The sequence below is a fragment of the Azospirillum oryzae genome, assembly GCF_900177515.1.
In the GTDB taxonomy this organism is placed as follows: domain Bacteria; phylum Pseudomonadota; class Alphaproteobacteria; order Azospirillales; family Azospirillaceae; genus Azospirillum; species Azospirillum oryzae_A.
Genome location: NZ_FXAK01000004.1, coordinates 265,390 through 282,846, shown reverse-complemented (window position 1 = coordinate 282,846; position 17,457 = coordinate 265,390). Strand labels below are relative to the sequence as shown.

The following is a 17,457-nucleotide window of genomic DNA, read 5'->3' as shown; positions in this document are numbered from 1 at the left end:
TCTTCAGCTCCTGAGCGCCACCACCTGACGCAGGGCCTGCTCGGCGGCGGCGAAGACGCTGTCCCAGTCGCCGGGCGTGGTCTGGCGGAACAGGCGCATCGACGGGTACCAGGGGGTGGTCTCTCCCTTATCGCCATAGACCCAGTAGGGCATGAACTGCAGCAGGTTCCACACCGGGCGGCCGAGAGAGCCGGCCAGATGCGCGACCGAGCTGTCGGTCATGATCACCAGATCGAGCCGTTCCAGCACCGCCGCGGTGTCGGCGAAGTCGTTGAAATGCGGCCCCAGCGGCGTGATGAGGGTCGAGGTGCCGAGCGTTTCCAGCTCCGCCTCCGGCGGTCCCTTCTGGATGCTGTAGAGCCGCACCTTCGGCACGTCGAGGAAGCGCAGGAAGCGGTTCAGCGTGGTGGCGCGGCGCGCGTTGTCCTTGAAGGTGACGCGGCCGGACCAGATGATGCCGACCTTGATCGTGCCGTCATTGCCGGGCACCAGCCGGGCGGCCTTCTCGCGCGCTTCGGCCGGGACGGTCAGGCGGGTGGGCGGCGGCACCGTCTCGATGGTCGTGCCCAGCCGGTGCGGCAGGCTCATCAGCGGGCAATGGACGTCGTAGGCCGGGTAGGCGGTGCCGGCGCGCACGAAGCCGTCGATACCCTCCAGCCCGGACAGCAGGCGCTGCAGTTCCGGATGGCATTCCAGCAGGACCCGGCCGCCGCGCGCCTTGACCATCGGCACATAACGCGCGGTCAGCAGCACGTCGCCGAAGCCCTGTTCGGTGGTCAGCAGGATGGTCTTGCCGTCGAGCGGCCCGCCGTCCCACATCGGCCCTTCGGCGATGCGGTTCTGATAGACGGGCAGCGACAGGCGGGAGTCGTAGTCGCGGAAACCCTCGGCATAGCGGCCGACCTGCAGCAGCGTCAGGGCGCGGTCCCACAGCAGCTGCGGGTCGTTGGGCCGGGCGCGCAGGGCGACGTCCAGGATTTCCAGCGCGCGGCCGAACCGGCAGCCGTGGCGCAGCGCCACCACCAGATTGGACAGCAAATTGGCGTTGCCGCCCGACAGCACCACCGCATGCTCCTGCGCGGCGATGGCCTCGTCATAACGCTCCACATCGCCCAGCACGTTGCCCAGATTGGTCCAGGCGCCGACATGGCGCTGGTCGATCTCCAGCGCGCGCCGCTGGCAGGCGATCGCCGCCTCCGGCTTGCCGGCCTGCCGCAGCAGGGCGCCCAGCGCGCTCCACACGTTGGGGTCGTTGGGCTGCTGTTCCAGCATCCGTTCCAGCATGTCGATGCTGAGGCCGTGGGAACCCTGGGGCTGGGCGGGAGGCGGGGCCGGGGCCGGGGTCGGGGTCGGGGCGGGGGTCGGGACGGCAGACACCGGACGGGGCGAGGCCTGAAGGGGCAAGGCTGCCGGGGAGGATGGCGCCGGGGCCGCCTGGGTGATGTTTGCCTTCATCTCTCGTCGTCGCTGGTGGTCTGCAGTCGGTTTGGAGCAGGGGCAGAGCGCGGTTAGGGCATAGACGGCTCCTCAAGGAGAGTCAAACCGTGCCTTCGGCCGCGCTTGTGCGCTTCTTGGGGCGGGCTCAGCGCCGCCGCAGGTCCTGCAGGTCGATGTCGTCGATCCGGAAGCCGGCCTGCCGCAGGGCCTTCAGCACGATCACCTTCTGGGCGGTGCCTTCGCGTGCGGCGGCCTGCCGCAGCTCCTCCACCAGATAGTCCGGCAGCATCGCCTGCCACGGCCGGGTCGGCGCCGGACGGACGATGGTGGGGGCCGGCGCCGGCTGGGGCTGCGGAGTGGGGGCCTGCGGATGAGAAGGGGCGAATGCTGCGGACGGCTCCGTCTCGGTCGGCAGGAAACCCTTGCTCAACCCGTATTGGCGGATCGGGTCGACGTCGCCCGCCCCCAGCCCGCCGATCCCGATCCCGCCCAGCGGAGGACGGGCCGGCTTGGCCGCAGGCTTCAGGGGGGGCTTGGCGGGGCTTTCGGTCGACATGGGCACTCCGGTCAGGGCGGCACCGGCATGGGCCGGCTGGATAAGCCATGAAGCAATATCATGACTTGCTGTCCTGTCTTTGCGACATGTGGCGGGTGCGATGCGTGCCATGACGGAAAGCCGGCCGGCGTGGCGCGGGAAACACAGGGGGGGGCGGAGAAAGAAGTTATGGCAGCGTATAGAGACATGAAATAAAATCATGAAAAATGGTAGCGTGCGTGATCGCTCATGGGGATGAGGCATGCCGCCAACTGTACCTTTGGCAAGGAACTGACCTTGCCTGCCTCGGTCAAAGGGACGCATTGCTGATGCCCGAACTCAGGCATGACCTGAAGGCTGGCATGGCCTCCACGGGACCGTGACAAGAGGCAAGTGCACGATTTTAATCATGAATGTAAATAATGAACATAAATCATTAAAATGTGTTGTCATTATGACCAGGATTGTGTCGTCCCGGCTTTGGTGCCTCGGATTGAGCGAGTTCCGCAGCCGGCTCGTGGACGGCGGAACTGAAGAGCAATTGCTTGAGATGCTTTTGGTGTTTTGTCGTGAGTGGCACCCGCTTGGGGCACGACCGCCTTTTACCCGGGAAAGTTCGACCTCATCAAAGCCGATTGGGCTGTTCGATCCGCAAAACGCCATGCGGCGCTCTTGCGCTGTGACTGACCGATCCACCTGCGGCAGGGCAGGTGATTGACGTCGGCCGGACAACAAAACTGTCTTTGTACCGAGCACCAGTGGCGGCGCCGTTGGATGACGGCGCGCGCACAGATTTGAAGAGCAGCTGTGCTTTATGCTCCTGCTCCGCCTGCCGCCGTCCTTAGCGGAAGTATCTGGCGTAAACCTCCTTGCGGACGCAAACGATATTCTGGAATGCAAAGATTTCGCAGAAATTCGGATTGTAATCCGTGATTTTGATCACGCCGTTGGGGAGCAGGCGCATGAATAGATAGTCGGGAAGAAAGTCCCAAAAATCTTTGAAGAAAGTCCGCGAGATGACGTGGGTTTCATTGAATTCGAATTGAATGGCATCGATTCGGCCGTCGGCAATGGCCTTGGTCGCACCACGAAGTACGGACAGTTCGTGCCCTTCGGTATCGATCTTCAAGAAATCGATATGCTCCACTCCTAACTGGGGCAGCAGATCGTCAAGCCTACGGATTGAAACATCAATCGCCTTTGATGTGCCCTTGTGGATCTGGTGGATGATGTCTTTGTATAGGGTTGCGTGCGAAGTGCCATCCTGATCAGCGTAATCGTAGAAGCGTGTCGTTCCGTTTTCGTCGCCTAGCGCGCTCGGAATCAGAGTGGCGCCGGTTCCAGCCAGAATGGACTTCAGACGTTCGAAAGAACTCGGATGCGGCTCGAAGGCAAACAGGCGGGCGGAAGGGCTAATGCTGTGCACGGCGGATGAATAGCCGCCGTCGCATGCTCCCACATCGAAAACAACGGGATTTTGCCGGATCGGCAAATAACGTTCCAGGAAGTATTTTTCGCCAGTCTGCTCCATGCTTCCCGAATTGAGAATGCCGACGCTATTTAAGGCTTCGTAGAAACCAGTGTTCTTCGACATTTAGAAGGATGGCCTTTCCTCAGGATGAGCGTTGAAGCTTGAGCAATGGTTGAGAAAAATATCATATTGGATCGATGGATGGTAGAGGGTGCAATTCCATAATGTCATAGGAGAAATCTTGTAACAGGCCGTTGCAGTCAGGATCTCTTTGACAATCGCTTCAGTGCCAGACCCGTCGGAGCGGCGGGCTCGCCATTGCGGTCTGTATCATGTGCCCGAAGACGGCGCTTGGCTATCCGGCCATACGTCGCTTCGGCCCCATGCCGCTTTATAACCCAGCTGCGGTTCCAACCCTTTCTCGAACGGGGATCAACCCGCTGGACAACCACGGGCCGCTGGCCGCATGAGGATTAAATGATTTCATAAAATCATGATAACGGTTCATGGCATATTTTCAATCTCCGCTCGCTGGGCCGGCTTCCCTGACATGCTTGAATACCAATCCCGTCCCCTCACCCCCGCGGGATCAGCGGGTTGGCCGGGGAGGCTTCCAGGAAGGCGACGAACTCGTCGGTTAGGGCGCGGACGTTCAGGTCGGCGTTGCTGTCGGGATTGACCTCGCCCGGTCCGTGGCCGGTGTAGGTCATCTCCTTCAGGAGCGAGCGCTCGATCAGTTCGGTGCGGAAGGCCGGGACGCCATGCTCGTCCAGCAGGCCGCGGGCATGGCGGTCGACGCGGGATTCGATGGCCGCCTGGGTGCGGACGATCACCACGCTGGAGGCCGGCGTGTGCTTCAGCACGCCGACGGAGTCCGCCACCACCTTGAAGGTGCGCACCGTCTCCTTCACGTCCATGAAGGATTGCTGGGTCGGGATCAGCACCCCGTCGCTGACCGAGAAGGCGTAGAGCATGGTCAGGTTGCCGAAGCCGGCAAGGTCGATCAGCGTGTAGTCGAAGCTCGGCGCATTCTCCTGCACCGTCTGGCGGACGTTCGATTCCGTGATCTCGTCCAGCACCCGCACGCCGGCATCGTTGCGCCGCCGCGCCCATTCGGCCAGATGCCGGTTGGGGTCGCAGTCGAGCAGAAGCACGCTCGCCTCGCGCCGGCGCAGTTCGGAGGTGAGCGCCATGACCAGACTGGTCTTGCCGACGCCGCCCTTGGTGGAGGCGAAACTGATGATCCGAGCCATGCGGTGGTTCCCGGTAGCAGAGGATGGAAAGCGGGCTGACCCGAGCGGGAGCTTCGCGGATTTACACGCAAGATCAGGAAAGAGGGAAGTGGTTTCACGTCATGAAGAAGAAGCATGAAATCATGATAATAAAACATAGGATGTGGTGATGGGAGCAGCCGGAACGGTGGCGGCCCGTCCGCCCCACGCTTGTCAGCCCCGGCTCCGTCATGGCATACGCACCCCATCCGGCGGCCCGGTCCGGCGCTGCGGACATCACCGGCGGGAGCGGCAGGCGAAGCCGCGCCGCCGTTTCCGATCCCTCCATCCACCCCATCGCCAGGACCAGTCCCATGACAGCCCCCAGCCTTCACCAGGCCCGTGCCGATGCCGAAGCGGGGCGCGCATGGCACGCAATCGAAGGGCTGCGTCGCATCCTGGGGCGCGACCCGGCGAACGCCGATGCTGTCGCCCTGTCGAAGGCGGTGCTGACCGCTGTCTTCACGAAGGGGAACGAGGCCTACGCAAAGGGCCAGTTGGGGCTCGCGGCCTGGTGCTTCACTCTTCTCGCGGACCATGGAGCGCCGCGCGATCCCCTTCGCGCCAACCGCGACGCCCTGGTCGCCATGATGCTTCGGCGGGCTGCGGAGGATGCGAATGCCGGACGCAACGGCGATGCCCGGCGCGCCTGCCGTCAGGTGCTGGCCCTCGATCCGGCGAACCCCGAGGCGCTTCTGGTCGCCGGACAGCTCGAACGCGGCACCGATGGCAACGGAGCGGCCGCGGCCATGGCGATCGCCCGGGGACTGCTGCTCGCCCCTGCGACGGAACAGGCCGACCGCCTGCGCGACACCGCCCTGCAGGAGGGCATCCGCGCTCTTGCGGACCTGCTGGTGCGCGATCGTCCGACCGGCCCTCTGCTCGGCCTGCTGGACCGGTTGTGCCCACCCGGCCAGACGGCGGCCCTTGCCCGTTGCCGGGCGACGGCGCTTCAAGCGATGAACTGGCGGGAGGCCGGCAGGGCGGAGGTTCTGCGTCAGGCGGCCTCCGCCACCTTGCACTGGCTGGGAGCGCTGCGCCAGGAACGGCAGTGCTACCGCGAGGCACTGGAGGCCCACAGCCAGGCCTTCGATCTGTGGAACAGCCCGGCCGGGCTGGAGCGCAGGGCGCAGGCGCAGCAGTATCTCGTCATCGAGGCGTTGCTGGAAAGCCTGAAGGGCTTCGCCTATGCCTACGTCTACGACATGGCGGCGCAGGGCGCCGCGCGGGCCTCCTTCGACAGCCTGTCCGCGACGATGGAGCGCCTGCTGGAGGCCCCCGGCATCGACAACTGGACCCGCACGCAGCGCTGGACCACCCTGCTCGGCCTGCGCGCCCTCGTCGGCTATGCGACGGCGCTCGGCCGCAACCCCGTTCATCCGCCGTCCGGCGGCAACCCCTTCGCCGAAGCGGCACCGGCAGTTCCGGCGGAACCGGCATCCCGGCGAATCTTCGACTGCTGCACCTTCTTCAACGAGGCCGAGATCCTGGAAATCCGGATGGCCGAACTCTACGACGTGGTCGAGCGCTTCGTCGTGGTGGAAGCGACCCATACCCATTCCGGCGAACCCAAGGCGCTGACCTTCGGCGACCATCATGAGCGGTTCCGGCCCTATATGGACAAGGTCCGCTACGTGGTGGTGGACGAACTCGTCGGCACCTTCTCCTGGCAGCGGGAGGCCTACCAGCGCGACGCCATCCTGCGCGGGCTGGATGGCTGCCGCGACGAAGACATGGTCATCGTCTCCGACGTCGACGAGATCCTGCGGCGCGAGGTGGTGGAACGCCTGCGCGGCGGCGGACCGGCCTTCGACACCGTCTTCACCGCCGAACTCGACCTGTTCTTCTACCGGCTGAATTACCGCTTCGCCCGCAACTGGCGTGCCGCCGGGGCCGCTCCGTTCCGCTTCATCCGGCAGACCGGCCCCAATGCCGTGCGCTACCTCGCCAAGCAGGACATCGGCCACCTCATCCGCGACGCCGGCTGGCATTTCAGCTGGATGGGCGATCTGAAGCGTTTCGCCGCCAAGCTGAACGCCTACGCTCACCAGGAGCACGCCCAGTCCTTCGGTGAAGGCAACATGGCCGGCGTCGCCAGCTTCCTCGACGGCGGCAGCGCCATTCCCGAAGGCGCGCCCGGCGCCCGCGAGGAGTATGAGGTCGTGCCGGTCGACCGCCATCCCCGGCTGGTGCGCGACAATCTCGACCGCTTCCGGACGATGGGCTGGATCCGGTAAGGCCGGCCGAAATCACCCCTGCTTCAGGTCGGCGGTGGTGCCGGCCCGGCGCTTCAGCCGGTCCACCGCATGCTGGCCGCCGCCGGTGGCGCGGACCGAATAGAAATAGGCGCTGTCGTCGGTCCAGTAGCGGCCCTCGCCATCGACCATCACCGTGCTGCTGTGGATGTCGGCCGGATAGACGGTCAGGCGCGGCGCCGCCTCCGTCGTGAAGCCGGCCAGATGCACGGCGGCGAGTGCGGCCTGGTCGAGGAACCAGACCGGCATGCCGCGGTCGAGGAAATGGCGGATGTAGCGCCGGGCGAGGTCGAGGAAGCGCCAAGCCCCCGTGGTCGGCCGGATGTGCAACACGTCGGCGTAGAGCAGGCTCCAGATGTCCAGCCGCTTCAGCGCATGGCTCATCATGCCCAAATCCGACTGGGCGGAGGTCGCCAGCAGCGGGTTCAGGTCGCGGACCGCCAGCAGATCGACGTCCAGCATCAAGATCGGCCGCTTCCAGCGGGCCAGCAGGTCGGGCAGCACCAGGAAACGGCTGCAGGCGTAATAGGTCTTGGCGTTGTCGTCCAGTGGCGTCAGGTCGATGGTCTCGCGCAGGACGATGAAGCGCCCGGCGCCGTGGGCGGCGGCCAGGGACGCCACCGTCGCCTCGGCCTCCGCGTCCGGGTTGATCAGGTGCAGGGCGATGGCGCAGTCCAGGCCGCTGTCCTCGACGATCGACCGCACCATGGTCGGCAGGAACTTGCGGGCATAGACCGCGTCGCAGGATGCGTAGACCACCAGCGGCCGGTCGGCGCTTGCCTTTCCTTCGGCGAGCGTGGCGCGGATGCCGGCGGCCGGTGGTCCCTCGCGCAGGCAGGCAAGAAAGGCGGGAGCGGTGCGGGTGACGGCATCGCGTCCGCCATGGCGTTCCGCCGCCTGGAGGAACAGGGCGTCGGCCTCCTCCAGCCGATGCTGTTCGGCGCACAGGCAGGCCAGCCGGCTCAGCGTGAAGGAGACCTCCGGATAGAGATCCAGCGCCCGGCGGTAGGCGCGTTCGGCGCGCAGCCCCTGGCCGTCGCGGCGCAGCGCGTTGCCCAGCGCCACCAGCCCGACGCAATCCTCGCGGCCCTGGAAGCGGGCGACGTCGCCGGCATCGCCCAGATGGGTCAGCAGTTGCCACAGGTTGGAGCGTCGGGTCGGATCGGCCGGCGCCAGCCGCCAGGAGGCGAGCGCATGGCCGGCCGCCTCCGCCATGTCCTGCCCCACCAGAATCCTGGCGAGCGCGTCATGCGCCGCCGCCGCTTCGGCCTCGCCACCAAGCTCCAGAACCCGGCGGTAGAGCGCCATGGCGGTCTCGCGCTCGCCCGCCCGTTCGGCGTCGCGGGCCGCCTGCAGGTCGGCGAATGCGGTGGAGGGAGGGACAGGGGGCATCGGGATCGGCCTCGCAGGCTGGGGCGGGTTTCATCCCATGACGCCCCGTCCCTGACAAGCTGCCGGCGCATCCCTGCCGTCTCCTCCCCGAGTCGCGGTCTGCGGAGCCCGAATGCGCCATCCCGGGAGGATGGCCGATGCTCTGAATACGGGTCCGCAACCGTCCTGCGAAAATATTAAGGCGATGCCAAGCCAAAACATGGCCGTTCGAGGAGAACGCGCTTGAACAGCTCGCTGAATATCATCAAATGTCTGTATGGACCCGGGAAAGGGTTCCAGCCGAAACTGTGCCACGCCGGTCGCTCCGGCGTGGCACTTTTATATTCGCACCGCCGAAGCGACGGTGGGACCGTGACCGGAGTGTGAGCCGTGAGCATCGCCGACGGCCTTAAGATCGCCTTCGACGTCCATCTGTCCGGCGATCTGGAGCGGGCGGAGGAGTTCTACCAAGCCATCCTGCGCGTCAGCCCGGGCCACCCGATGGCGGCGACGCTGCTGGGGCTGATCCGGTCCCAGCGGACGATGGTCCGCCAAAGCAAGCACAAGACGCTGGCCCTGCTGCGCGGCCGGGGCTTCCGACCCGCCACGGTGATCGATGTCGGGGCCCAGACCGGCACGCCGCCGCTCTACGAGGTCTTCCCCGACGCCCACCATGTGCTGATCGAGCCGGTGGTGGAGAACGAACCGGCGCTGCAACGGCTGTGCGCGGAGCTGCGCAGCGCCGAATACCGCATCGCCGCCGTTGCGCGGCAGGGCGGCACCAGCCGGCTGGCGGTGTCCGACGACCGGCTCTATTCCTCCGTCGTCGCGGCGGACCATCGGGTGGAGCCGGACCATGCGTTGCGCAGCCTGCGCGAGGTGCTGGCCGTCTCGCTGGACGGGCTGTGCGCCGAGCGTGGCTATGCCCACCCCCTGCTGGTCAAGATCGATGTCGACGGGCTGGAGCTGGAGGTGCTGGCCGGCGCCGCCACCCTGATGGAGCCGGCCAGCGTCTTCGTGATCGAGGCGACGTTGGCCGGCGAGGACGCGCGGCTGGCCCGCATCATCGACGCCATGGCGCCCTACGGTTTCCAGGTCTGGGACATCGTCGATCCCCTCTATCGCCCCGGTGACGAGCGGATGTGGCAGGTCGATCTGGTGTTGGTCCACCGCGACGGCCCCTACGCCGCGCTCTGATCCTTATCCGGCAGCGCGCTCACGCAAGGCGCGCTCCAGGCGGTCCATGGCGTCGTCCCAGGAGCCGGGCCGGTCCTGCCGGAACAGGCGCATGGTCGGATACCAGGGGCTGTCGTCGCGGTCGAGCATCCAGCGCCAGTCGGGGGCGAAGGGGACCATCACCCAGACCGGGACGCCGAGGGCGCCGGCGAGATGGGCGACGGAGGTGTCGACGCAGACGACGAGGTCGAGGCCGGCGATGATGGCGGCGGTGTCGGCGAAGTCCTTGATGTCGGGCGACAGGTTCAGCAGGGGGAAGCCGCCGGGCGGGTCGGCGGCCTGCCCCTCGGTCGGCCCCTTCTGGATGGAGACGAGGCTGACGCCGGGAATTGAGGCCAGCCGCGCGAAGGGGGCGAGGCCAATGGAGCGGTTGCGGTCGTTGCCGTGGGTCGGCGATCCGGCCCAGACGATGCCGACCTTCAGACCGCTCAAGCCTGCCAGCCGCTCGCCCCAGCGCGCCGCCAGATCGGGCTCCGCCGACAGGTAAGGAACGCGGGACGGCACGGTTTCCAGTCGGGTGCCGAACAGCGCCGGCAGGCTCAGCACCGGGATCTGGACGTCGAAGTCGGGCAGCGGCCCGCCGGTCTCCACCGCGATGGTGCCGGGCAGGCTGCGCAGCACCGGCAGCAATGCCCGCTGACATTCCAGATAGACCGGCTGCCCGCCGGCCGCTTGAGCCAGCAGCGGCAGGTAGCGCACGAACTGCAGCACGTCGCCGAAGCCCTGCTCCCAATAGACCAGCAGCCGCCGGCCCTTCAGCGGCGAGCCGTCCCAGCGCGGCCTCTCGAAGCTGCGCTGCGGCGAGGGCAGCCGGCCATGCTTCCAGCGCCATTCATAGCCCCGCCAGCCCTTGACGAAGTCGCCCAGCAGCAGCCGGACCAGGGATTCGTTCCAATGGGCGCCGGCGAAATCCGGGTCCAGCCGGGTCGCCCGCCGGAAAGCCAGCAGCGCCTCCCAGAAGATGCCCTTGTCCTTTACCGCGGAGCCCAGGTTGCTGTAGGCCCCGGCATAGCGAGGATCCAGCACGATGGCGCGGCGGAAGCGTGCCGCCGCCTCGTCCACCCGGTGGTCCATGCGCAGCATGGCGCCGTGGTTGTTGGCGATCTCCGCATCGTCGGGCGCCAGGACGACGGCGCGGCCGAAGGCGTCGCAGGCTTCCTCCGGCCGCTTCAGCCGTTCCAACTGGACGCCCAGCTCGTTGAGCAGGGCCGGCTGATCGGATTTCAGCCGGATCGCGGCGCGGTAGGCCCTGACCCCCTCCTCCGGCCGGCCGAGACGGACCAGCAGCGCCCCCAGGTTGATCCAGCCGTTCAGCGAGTGCGGCGTCAGGCTCAGGGCGCGGCGGAACAGCGCCACCGCTTCCCAATCGCGGCCGGCATCCGCACGCAGCAGCCCCAGATTGTTGACGGCGGGGGCGAACTGCGGATCGGCGGCGACGATCTCGCCATACAGCCGGTCGGCCTCCCCGGCCTGGCCGCTCTGCTGGAACCCGAGAGCCGTGGCGAAGGCTTGCTGGATGTTCATGAAGGACCGCATCGCCCCGGTTGAGGAACTGGTTTCGGACAGCATCGGAAACCGGCGCGATCAGTAGCAGAGATGGCCGATGCTGCAAAGGACCGGCACCGGCCGGATGGAGGTGGGGCGGCCAGCGTGATGACAGGTGGGGCCGGCAAGTGGAGTTGGCTGACCGCTTGCATCGCCGCCGCTCACCGCCCATCAATGGCGCTCGTCGAACGGGGAATATGGCGCGCGGCATGGCACGGCTTCTGCTGATCAATTACGAATTTCCGCCGCTGGGCGGCGGGGCGGCCAACGCCACCGACAACACCGCGCGCGAGCTGGCCGCCTTGGGCGAACAGGTGCTGGTGCTGACCTCCGCCTTCGGCGATCTGTCGCGGATGGAACGGCGGGCCGACGGGGTGGAGATCCGCCGCATCCCCACCCTGCGCCGCCGCCGCGACCGCAGTTCGGTGGTGGAGATGCTGGCCTTCCTCGCCAGTTCGCTGGTGATGGCGCCCTGGATCGCCGCCCGCTGGCGCCCGGACGCCACCATCGCCTATTTCGGCCTGCCCTGCGGCCCGGCGGCCTGGATGGTGAAGGCGCTGTCCGGCGTGCCCTATGTCGTCAGCCTGCGCGGCGGCGACGTGCCGGGCTTCCAGTATGACGGCATCTCGCTCTATCACCGGCTGGCCGGCCCGGTGATCGGCTGGCTGTGGCGCCGCTCCTCCGCCGTCGTCGCCAACAGCAAGGGGCTGGCCGACCTCGCCCGCCGCTTCGCTCCCGACCAGCCCATCGCCATCATCCCCAACGGCGTCGATGCCGCCCGTTTCTCGCCCGCCGATGCGGCGGGTGACGGCGACCGCCTGTCCTTGCTGTTCGTCGGCCGGGTGGTGCGGCAGAAGGGGTTGGACGTGCTGTTCGAGGCGCTCGCCAGCCTGTCGCCGGCTCTGCGCGAGCGCATCGGCCTCACCATCGTCGGCGATGGCCCTGCCCGGCCGGAGCTGGAGGCGCAGGCCGCCCGGCTCGGGCTGTCGGAGCGCATCGCGTTTTGCGGCTGGCTGGGGCGTGACGAGCTGCCGGCCGCCTACCGCGCCGCCGACGCCTTCGTCTTCCCGTCGCGCGACGAGGGCATGCCCAACGTGGTTCTGGAGGCGATGGCCGCCGGCCTGCCCGTGGTGGCGACCCGCATCGCCGGCAACCGCGATCTGGTGGTGGAGGAGGAGACCGGCCTGATGCTTGACGCCGACGACACGCCGGCGCTTGCCGCCGCCATCGCCCGTCTGGCCGAAGATCCGGCCCTGCGCCGCCGCCTGGGCGAGGGCGGCCGGCAACGGGTGGTCGATCATTTCTCCTGGCGCGCCGTCGCCACCGCCTACCGCGATCTGGCGCTCGCCGGTCGCACCGCGGCGGGACGGGTCCGGTCGGCGCAGGCGGAGTGAGGCGTTTGGATTCCTGCGACGTTCAGGGGTGTCTGACAAGATCTCCACGGATGTCACGGATGAACACACGGATTTCACGGATTTTTTTTGATCTTGGCGGCGCCCCCGCTCCTTCATGAAGACGCCGCCTCGCAACGCCATATCCGTGACATCCGTGTCTAAATCCGTGACATCCGTGTTCATCTTGCCCACCGCTCTCCGCCCGTCCAAGGATACATGCCGCCACGCCTCCCGCTTGACGTCCTGTTGACATCCGGCGGCTTTCGGGAGCGTATGGCGGCGCGGCAGAGTGGGCTTGGACAGCAAGGGATCGGACAGCGTGGCGGAACCGGTGAAGACGGCGGAAGGCGGGGGCGGAACCCCGGCCGGGACACCCGCCCTGGCCTTCAATTTCGGCGAGAACTGGGACCATTACTCGCGCACCGTGCTGGACGAGCCGCGGCTGGTGGCGGCCATCGACAGCCTGAAGGGGCTGGTCGGGACCGACCGGCTGAAGGGCGCCAGCTTCTGCGACGTCGGCTCCGGCTCCGGCCTGTTCACCATCGCCGCCGGCAAGCTGGGCGTCGCCCGCGCGCTGGGCTTCGACGTCAACCCCACCGGGGTCGAGGTCGCCCGCCGCAACCTGGGCCGCTTCGCGCCCGAACTGGCCGAGCGCATCGAGTTCCGCCGCGGCTCGGCACTGGACAGCGGCTTCGTCGGCTCGCTCGGCCGCTTCGACGTGGTCTATGCCTGGGGCTCGCTGCATCACACCGGATCGATGTGGCCGGCGATTGAGACGGTGGCCCCGCTGGTGGCACCGGGTGGCACCTTCGTGCTGGCGCTCTACAACCGCCACTGGACCTCGCCGATCTGGACCCTGATCAAGATCGTCTACAATCTGTCGCCGGGCTTCCTTCGGAAATTCTGGGACTGGACGCTGGGCTCGCTGATGTTCCTGGCGACCTGGGCGATCACCGGCTCCAACCCGCTGCGCAAGGAGCGCGGCATGGAGTTCTGGGTGGACGTGACCGACTGGCTCGGCGGCTACCCCTACGAATATGCCAGTGCCGACGAGGTGCGGGCGCGGATGGACGCGCTCGGCTTCGACATGCTGGAGGTCCGTCCGCCGCGCGTGCCGACGGGCTGCAACGAATTCATCCTGCGCCGGAGGCCCGCATGAGCGACGACGCATTCAAGTCCGCCACCCACACCCCCCTTCCCGCGGCGGCGGCAGACCATCCCGGCGGCGTCGATTACGACGACAGCTGGGAGCGGCGCTGGAACGACATGCGCAAATACGGCCCGACCGGCCGGCATCTGCGCCGCATCGTCACCGAGATGGTGCGCCCGCTGAACTACGACAGCTTGGCTGACGTCGGCTGCGGCCAGGGTTCGCTGCTCGCCACGCTGATGCCGCTGAAGCCGCAGGCCAGCTACACCGGTCTTGATTTCGCCGCCAAGGCGATCGACGTCGCCCGCCGCCGCGCGCCGAACGCCGAGTTCGGCCTGCTCGACGTCGCCGCCGGCCATCTCGACCGCCGCTTCGACCTGGTGGTCTGCACCGATGTCGTCGAGCATATCGAGGATGACGTCGCGGCGCTGCGCAACCTCGCCGCCATGACCGGCCGCTACCTGCTGGTCTCCACCCTGCAGGGCCGGATGCGCGATTTCGAGCGCACGGTCGGCCACCACCGCAACTATGCCCGCGGCGAGTTGCAGGCCAAGATCCAGTCGGTCGGGCTGGAGATCGAGCGGGTGGTGGAGTGGGGCTTCCCCTTCTTCTCGCCGCTCTACCGCAACGTGCTGGGCGCCGCCAGCGGCCAGGGCACCGAGGGTGACTACGGCCCCGGCCGGCGCTTCCTTGCCGAGGCGCTGTACCACATCTTCCGCCTGAATTCCTGGTCGCACGGCGACTACATCTACGTGCTGGCCCGCCGGCCGGGGTCGTGAAAAGCCTCCCTCTCCCTCTTCTGGAAGAGGGGGAAACACCACATCACTTCATGACTTCATGAAAAGGCGTCTTTAAATGCGTCCCGGCCTGAAAGCCCTGGTCAGCGCGCTGCTGGTCGCCCTGCTGCTGTGGCGGGTCGATGTGGCGGAGGTCGGGCGGGTGCTGGCGGTGGCGTCGCCGGGGCTGATGGCGCTCGCCGGCCTGCTGTTCTTCCTGATGCATGTGCTGAACGCGCTGAAGCTGCGGGTGCTGCTGCCGGAGCTGCGGGCGGGGCGGCTGCTCGCCTACACGCTGGTGGCGCAGCTCTATGCGCTGGTGCTGCCGGGCCAGCTGGCGGGGGAGGCGGTGAAGGCCTACCGGCTCAGCCGCGACGAAGGGCGGGGGCAGGGGCACGGGCAGGGCCAGGGAGAAATCGGCGGCGGCCGCATCGTCTCGGCCGTGGCCTTCGACAAGGTGACGGGGATCGCCGGGCTGCTGCTGCTGACCGGCGGCGGGCTGTCGATGCAATCGGCGCGCTTCGGCGACGGGCTGCTGGTCGGGGTGGGGCTGGTGCTGGCCGGTCTGGTCGCGGCGACCGTTCTGCTGGCCTGGGCGCCGGCCCGCGCCCTGCTGCTGGCCCTGCTCGGCTGGCGTGCCGGACCGAAGCGTGAGGCCCTGCTGCTCGGTCCGCTGCGCCGCTTCCTGGAGGCCTGGCGCGACCAGACGCGCCGGCCGGGGCGGGCCTTGCTGTCGGTCGCCGGCGGGATCGCGGTGCAGGTGGCGGCGGTCACCGGCAGCCAGGCGCTGGGGCTGGCGGTCGGCATCGACCAGCCCTTTTCGGTGTGGAGCGCGGTGATCGGGCTGATGTCGGTGATCGTGCTGATGCCGGTCACCGTCGCCGGCATCGGCCTGCGCGAGGCGTCGCTGGTCGGCCTGCTCGATCTGGTCGGCGTGCCGCATGCCCAGTCGCTGGCGCTGGGCTTCGGCATCCTCGCCTTCCAGGTGATGGTGGCCCTGCTGGGCGCGGTCATCGACCTGACGGTCCTGCGGGAGCGGCGGGCCTGTGTGGACGAGGCTGCCGGTCGCTCGCCGGATTGATCGGCCGTTCTGGGGGGCGTTCAGGAGGGATGCGATCACGATCCTTTCCCGCTACACCGGACACGGGATGTCGTGGGTCGTGATCATGGAGAGGATCAGGAAGAATGGGCCAGATCACAGTGGACGATGCGGTGAAGATCGCCAATGGCGCCATCGCTGTCGGGCGGTATGACATTGCTGCGGAGATGTGCGAAAATATCATATACGCGTATCCGTGGTATGATGAGGCGAAAAGAATACTCAATATCGCCAATGATAAGCAGGCTTTGCGTAAAGCAAAATCTCCACTCAATTCCTATGCAAGAAATAAATACAGCCAGAATGGAGAGGACGGTATCATCGCCGAAATTCTTCTGAGGCTGCGGATATCCTCAGGCAGTTTCTGCGAGTTCGGCGCCTGGGATGGCATTCATCTCAGCAACACATACTCTCTGGCGGAGGCCGGCTGGAGCGGCGTCTATATCGAGGGGGATGCCGAGAAATACAAGGATCTCGTCACCACCTGTTCGAAGCTGCCCGACCAAAAGGTTCTGCCTGTTCTCGCTTTCGTCTCTCCGGATGTTCCGGGAAAGCGGGTCGACGACATCCTCGGCGCGACCTCCATGCCGAAGGACTTCGATATCCTGAGCATCGACATCGACAGCAGCGATTATCAGGTTTGGGCATCCATCAAGGAATACTCGCCGAAAATCGTCATCATCGAGGTGAACAGCTACCTGCCGCCCCCGGAACGATATGTCCATGGCGGAGAAGCATCCGGCTCAAGCTTCATGGCCGTTGCCGATCTTGCGAAGGAAAAAGGGTATACGGTGGTTTGCCACACCGGCAACGCGATCTGCGTCAGATCGGATCTTGTCGAAGCCCTTGGCCTTCCCGAGGAACTGATCAACGATCCCTCTTTGGCCTACATGACGGCCTATGCCCCGTGGGACAATGACGAGTTGCTGAGGATCGGCAGTTCCCTTTGAACAGGAACTGCCGCTCCGGCTGAAGCCGTCCGCCCCGGTCAGGGCTGGGAGGATGGGGCCGTGGAGGACGCGCCGTCCGGGACGAGCCCCAGCATCTCCTCCACCGTCTCGCGGCCTGCGAAGGGGGTGTAGCGGATCAGCGGGATGTCGACGATCATCGATTTGCGCCAGACATAGACGCACTCCATGCTGAACTCGTAATCCTCGGAGATGCCGAAGGCCAGCTCCCCCCAATCCTTCCAGCGCACCTGCTTCAGCACCTCTCTCCGGATCACCGGCTGCCCGGCATGGACGGGGCGTTCGGTGAAGGCGCCGTAGGACTGCTGCACCTGGACGCAGTCACGCAGCCGGCCCTGCGGGAAGCAGCCTTCGGCGATGGCGCTCTGGTGCCAGATCATGAACTGGAGAGCGCCATGGACCTGATAAAACTCCCCCCCTGCAAAGCAGCAGGTGTGGTTCAGGTGCATGATGTCGTACTGCTGGAACAGGCGCTTGACGATCTGGATGCGCTGCGGATGCGGGGTGTCGTCGGCGTCCTGATAGCAGATCAGCTCATGGATCGCCCGTTCCGAGGCGGCTTGGCGGTTCGGCCCGTGGAACATGCGCCGGTGGTGCTTGAGGATGAGGATCTCGGGGAAGCGGGTGACGCCGATGGCGGCGACCCGCGCCAGGACCGCCTCGTCCGCCATGTGCGCGTTGCTGATCGATACGATGACCTGATCCGGCAGTTCGGTGCCGCTCGCATAGGCTTCCAGCAGATCCGGAACCAGGACGACGTCCCGATGGGTGCAAGGGATGACGAGGGAGAGTTTCATCGGGGGTGGGCCGGTTCCGGTCGGGGAGCATGTCGGGCTGAACGGCCTGCCGGCAGGCGGCCGCCGACGGGCATCCGCCCGGCTTCCCGCATGCCCCGCCGTTTGTCCGCACGTCATCCCACAGTGGCATGGGCCTTGGCAAGACACAGCAG

At 66.9% G+C, this 17,457-nt stretch carries 14 protein-coding genes; 7 read left to right on the top strand and 7 right to left on the bottom strand.

The window, feature by feature from the left end; genetic code table 11:
• Window positions 1-3: 3 nt before the first annotated feature.
• From B9N97_RS08305 to B9N97_RS08290, 4 genes are all read right to left on the bottom strand, one after another.
• Window positions 4-1,455 carry a CDC27 family protein gene (locus B9N97_RS08305; RefSeq protein WP_085085224.1) on the bottom strand — a complete coding sequence of 484 codons (1,452 nt, stop codon included), beginning with the start codon at window positions 1,453-1,455 and terminating at the stop codon, window positions 4-6.
• Window positions 1,456-1,582: 127 nt separating this feature from the next.
• The gene (locus B9N97_RS08300) at window positions 1,583-1,993 is read right to left on the bottom strand and encodes a hypothetical protein (protein ID WP_085085222.1); all 411 of its coding nucleotides are present in this window, start codon (window positions 1,991-1,993) and stop codon (window positions 1,583-1,585) included.
• A gap of 820 nt (window positions 1,994-2,813) precedes the next feature.
• Window positions 2,814-3,566, bottom strand: coding sequence for an FkbM family methyltransferase (locus B9N97_RS08295; RefSeq protein WP_085085220.1), 753 nt, complete (start codon window positions 3,564-3,566; stop codon window positions 2,814-2,816).
• A gap of 452 nt (window positions 3,567-4,018) precedes the next feature.
• On the bottom strand, window positions 4,019-4,696 hold the full coding sequence (locus B9N97_RS08290; RefSeq protein WP_085085218.1) for a ParA family protein: 678 nt from the start codon (window positions 4,694-4,696) through the stop codon (window positions 4,019-4,021).
• 332 nt (window positions 4,697-5,028) lie between these two features.
• On the opposite strand from B9N97_RS08290, the gene B9N97_RS08280 reads away from it, so the two are divergent.
• Complete coding sequence (locus B9N97_RS08280; protein ID WP_085085214.1) at window positions 5,029-6,951, top strand: glycosyltransferase family 17 protein; 1,923 nt, start codon at window positions 5,029-5,031, stop codon at window positions 6,949-6,951.
• 12 nt (window positions 6,952-6,963) lie between these two features.
• Here B9N97_RS08280 and B9N97_RS08275 read toward each other — a convergent pair whose 3' ends face one another.
• Window positions 6,964-8,361 carry a hypothetical protein gene (locus tag B9N97_RS08275; RefSeq protein WP_085085212.1) on the bottom strand — a complete coding sequence of 466 codons (1,398 nt, stop codon included), beginning with the start codon at window positions 8,359-8,361 and terminating at the stop codon, window positions 6,964-6,966.
• A 369-nt stretch (window positions 8,362-8,730) separates the two neighbouring features.
• Here B9N97_RS08275 and B9N97_RS08270 point away from each other — a divergent pair, with 369 nt between their 5' ends.
• On the top strand, window positions 8,731-9,537 hold the full coding sequence (locus B9N97_RS08270; protein ID WP_085085210.1) for an FkbM family methyltransferase: 807 nt from the start codon (window positions 8,731-8,733) through the stop codon (window positions 9,535-9,537).
• A 3-nt stretch (window positions 9,538-9,540) separates the two neighbouring features.
• Here B9N97_RS08270 and B9N97_RS08265 read toward each other — a convergent pair whose 3' ends face one another.
• Window positions 9,541-11,100: a tetratricopeptide repeat protein gene (locus B9N97_RS08265; RefSeq protein ID WP_085085348.1), complete on the bottom strand. Its 1,560-nt coding sequence runs from the start codon at window positions 11,098-11,100 to the stop codon at window positions 9,541-9,543.
• A gap of 230 nt (window positions 11,101-11,330) precedes the next feature.
• Here B9N97_RS08265 and B9N97_RS08260 point away from each other — a divergent pair, with 230 nt between their 5' ends.
• From B9N97_RS08260 to B9N97_RS08240, 5 genes are all read left to right on the top strand, one after another.
• Window positions 11,331-12,515, top strand: a complete 1,185-nt coding sequence (locus tag B9N97_RS08260; RefSeq protein WP_085085346.1) for a glycosyltransferase family 4 protein — start codon at window positions 11,331-11,333, stop codon at window positions 12,513-12,515.
• 295 nt (window positions 12,516-12,810) lie between these two features.
• Window positions 12,811-13,674, top strand: a complete 864-nt coding sequence (locus B9N97_RS08255; RefSeq protein ID WP_432264186.1) for a class I SAM-dependent methyltransferase — start codon at window positions 12,811-12,813, stop codon at window positions 13,672-13,674.
• Window positions 13,671-14,444 (top strand): class I SAM-dependent methyltransferase, encoded by a 774-nt coding sequence (locus B9N97_RS08250; protein ID WP_085085206.1) that lies wholly within the window; start codon window positions 13,671-13,673, stop codon window positions 14,442-14,444. The genes B9N97_RS08255 and B9N97_RS08250 overlap by 4 nt, the downstream gene beginning before the upstream one ends.
• Before the next feature lie 76 nt (window positions 14,445-14,520).
• Entirely contained in the window at window positions 14,521-15,522 is a 1,002-nt protein-coding gene (locus B9N97_RS08245; protein ID WP_085085205.1) for a lysylphosphatidylglycerol synthase transmembrane domain-containing protein, read from the top strand.
• 104 nt (window positions 15,523-15,626) lie between these two features.
• Window positions 15,627-16,490 carry a hypothetical protein gene (locus tag B9N97_RS08240; protein ID WP_085085203.1) on the top strand — a complete coding sequence of 288 codons (864 nt, stop codon included), beginning with the start codon at window positions 15,627-15,629 and terminating at the stop codon, window positions 16,488-16,490.
• Window positions 16,491-16,528: 38 nt separating this feature from the next.
• On the opposite strand, the gene B9N97_RS08235 is transcribed toward B9N97_RS08240, so the two are convergent.
• Window positions 16,529-17,305: a glycosyltransferase family 2 protein gene (locus tag B9N97_RS08235; protein ID WP_167393247.1), complete on the bottom strand. Its 777-nt coding sequence runs from the start codon at window positions 17,303-17,305 to the stop codon at window positions 16,529-16,531.
• Window positions 17,306-17,457 lie beyond the last annotated feature (152 nt).

Coding starts and splice junctions, on each gene's coding strand:
- B9N97_RS08235 (WP_167393247.1), bottom strand. CDS start 17,305: ATGAAACTCTCCCTCGTCATCCCTTGCACCCATCGGGACGTCGTCCTG.
- B9N97_RS08260 (WP_085085346.1), top strand. CDS start 11,331: ATGGCACGGCTTCTGCTGATCAATTACGAATTTCCGCCGCTGGGCGGC.
- B9N97_RS08305 (WP_085085224.1), bottom strand. CDS start 1,455: ATGAAGGCAAACATCACCCAGGCGGCCCCGGCGCCATCCTCCCCGGCA.
- B9N97_RS08280 (WP_085085214.1), top strand. CDS start 5,029: ATGACAGCCCCCAGCCTTCACCAGGCCCGTGCCGATGCCGAAGCGGGG.
- B9N97_RS08290 (WP_085085218.1), bottom strand. CDS start 4,696: ATGGCTCGGATCATCAGTTTCGCCTCCACCAAGGGCGGCGTCGGCAAG.
- B9N97_RS08250 (WP_085085206.1), top strand. CDS start 13,671: ATGAGCGACGACGCATTCAAGTCCGCCACCCACACCCCCCTTCCCGCG.
- B9N97_RS08265 (WP_085085348.1), bottom strand. CDS start 11,100: ATGAACATCCAGCAAGCCTTCGCCACGGCTCTCGGGTTCCAGCAGAGC.
- B9N97_RS08295 (WP_085085220.1), bottom strand. CDS start 3,566: ATGTCGAAGAACACTGGTTTCTACGAAGCCTTAAATAGCGTCGGCATT.
- B9N97_RS08275 (WP_085085212.1), bottom strand. CDS start 8,361: ATGCCCCCTGTCCCTCCCTCCACCGCATTCGCCGACCTGCAGGCGGCC.
- B9N97_RS08300 (WP_085085222.1), bottom strand. CDS start 1,993: ATGTCGACCGAAAGCCCCGCCAAGCCCCCCCTGAAGCCTGCGGCCAAG.
- B9N97_RS08240 (WP_085085203.1), top strand. CDS start 15,627: ATGGGCCAGATCACAGTGGACGATGCGGTGAAGATCGCCAATGGCGCC.
- B9N97_RS08245 (WP_085085205.1), top strand. CDS start 14,521: ATGCGTCCCGGCCTGAAAGCCCTGGTCAGCGCGCTGCTGGTCGCCCTG.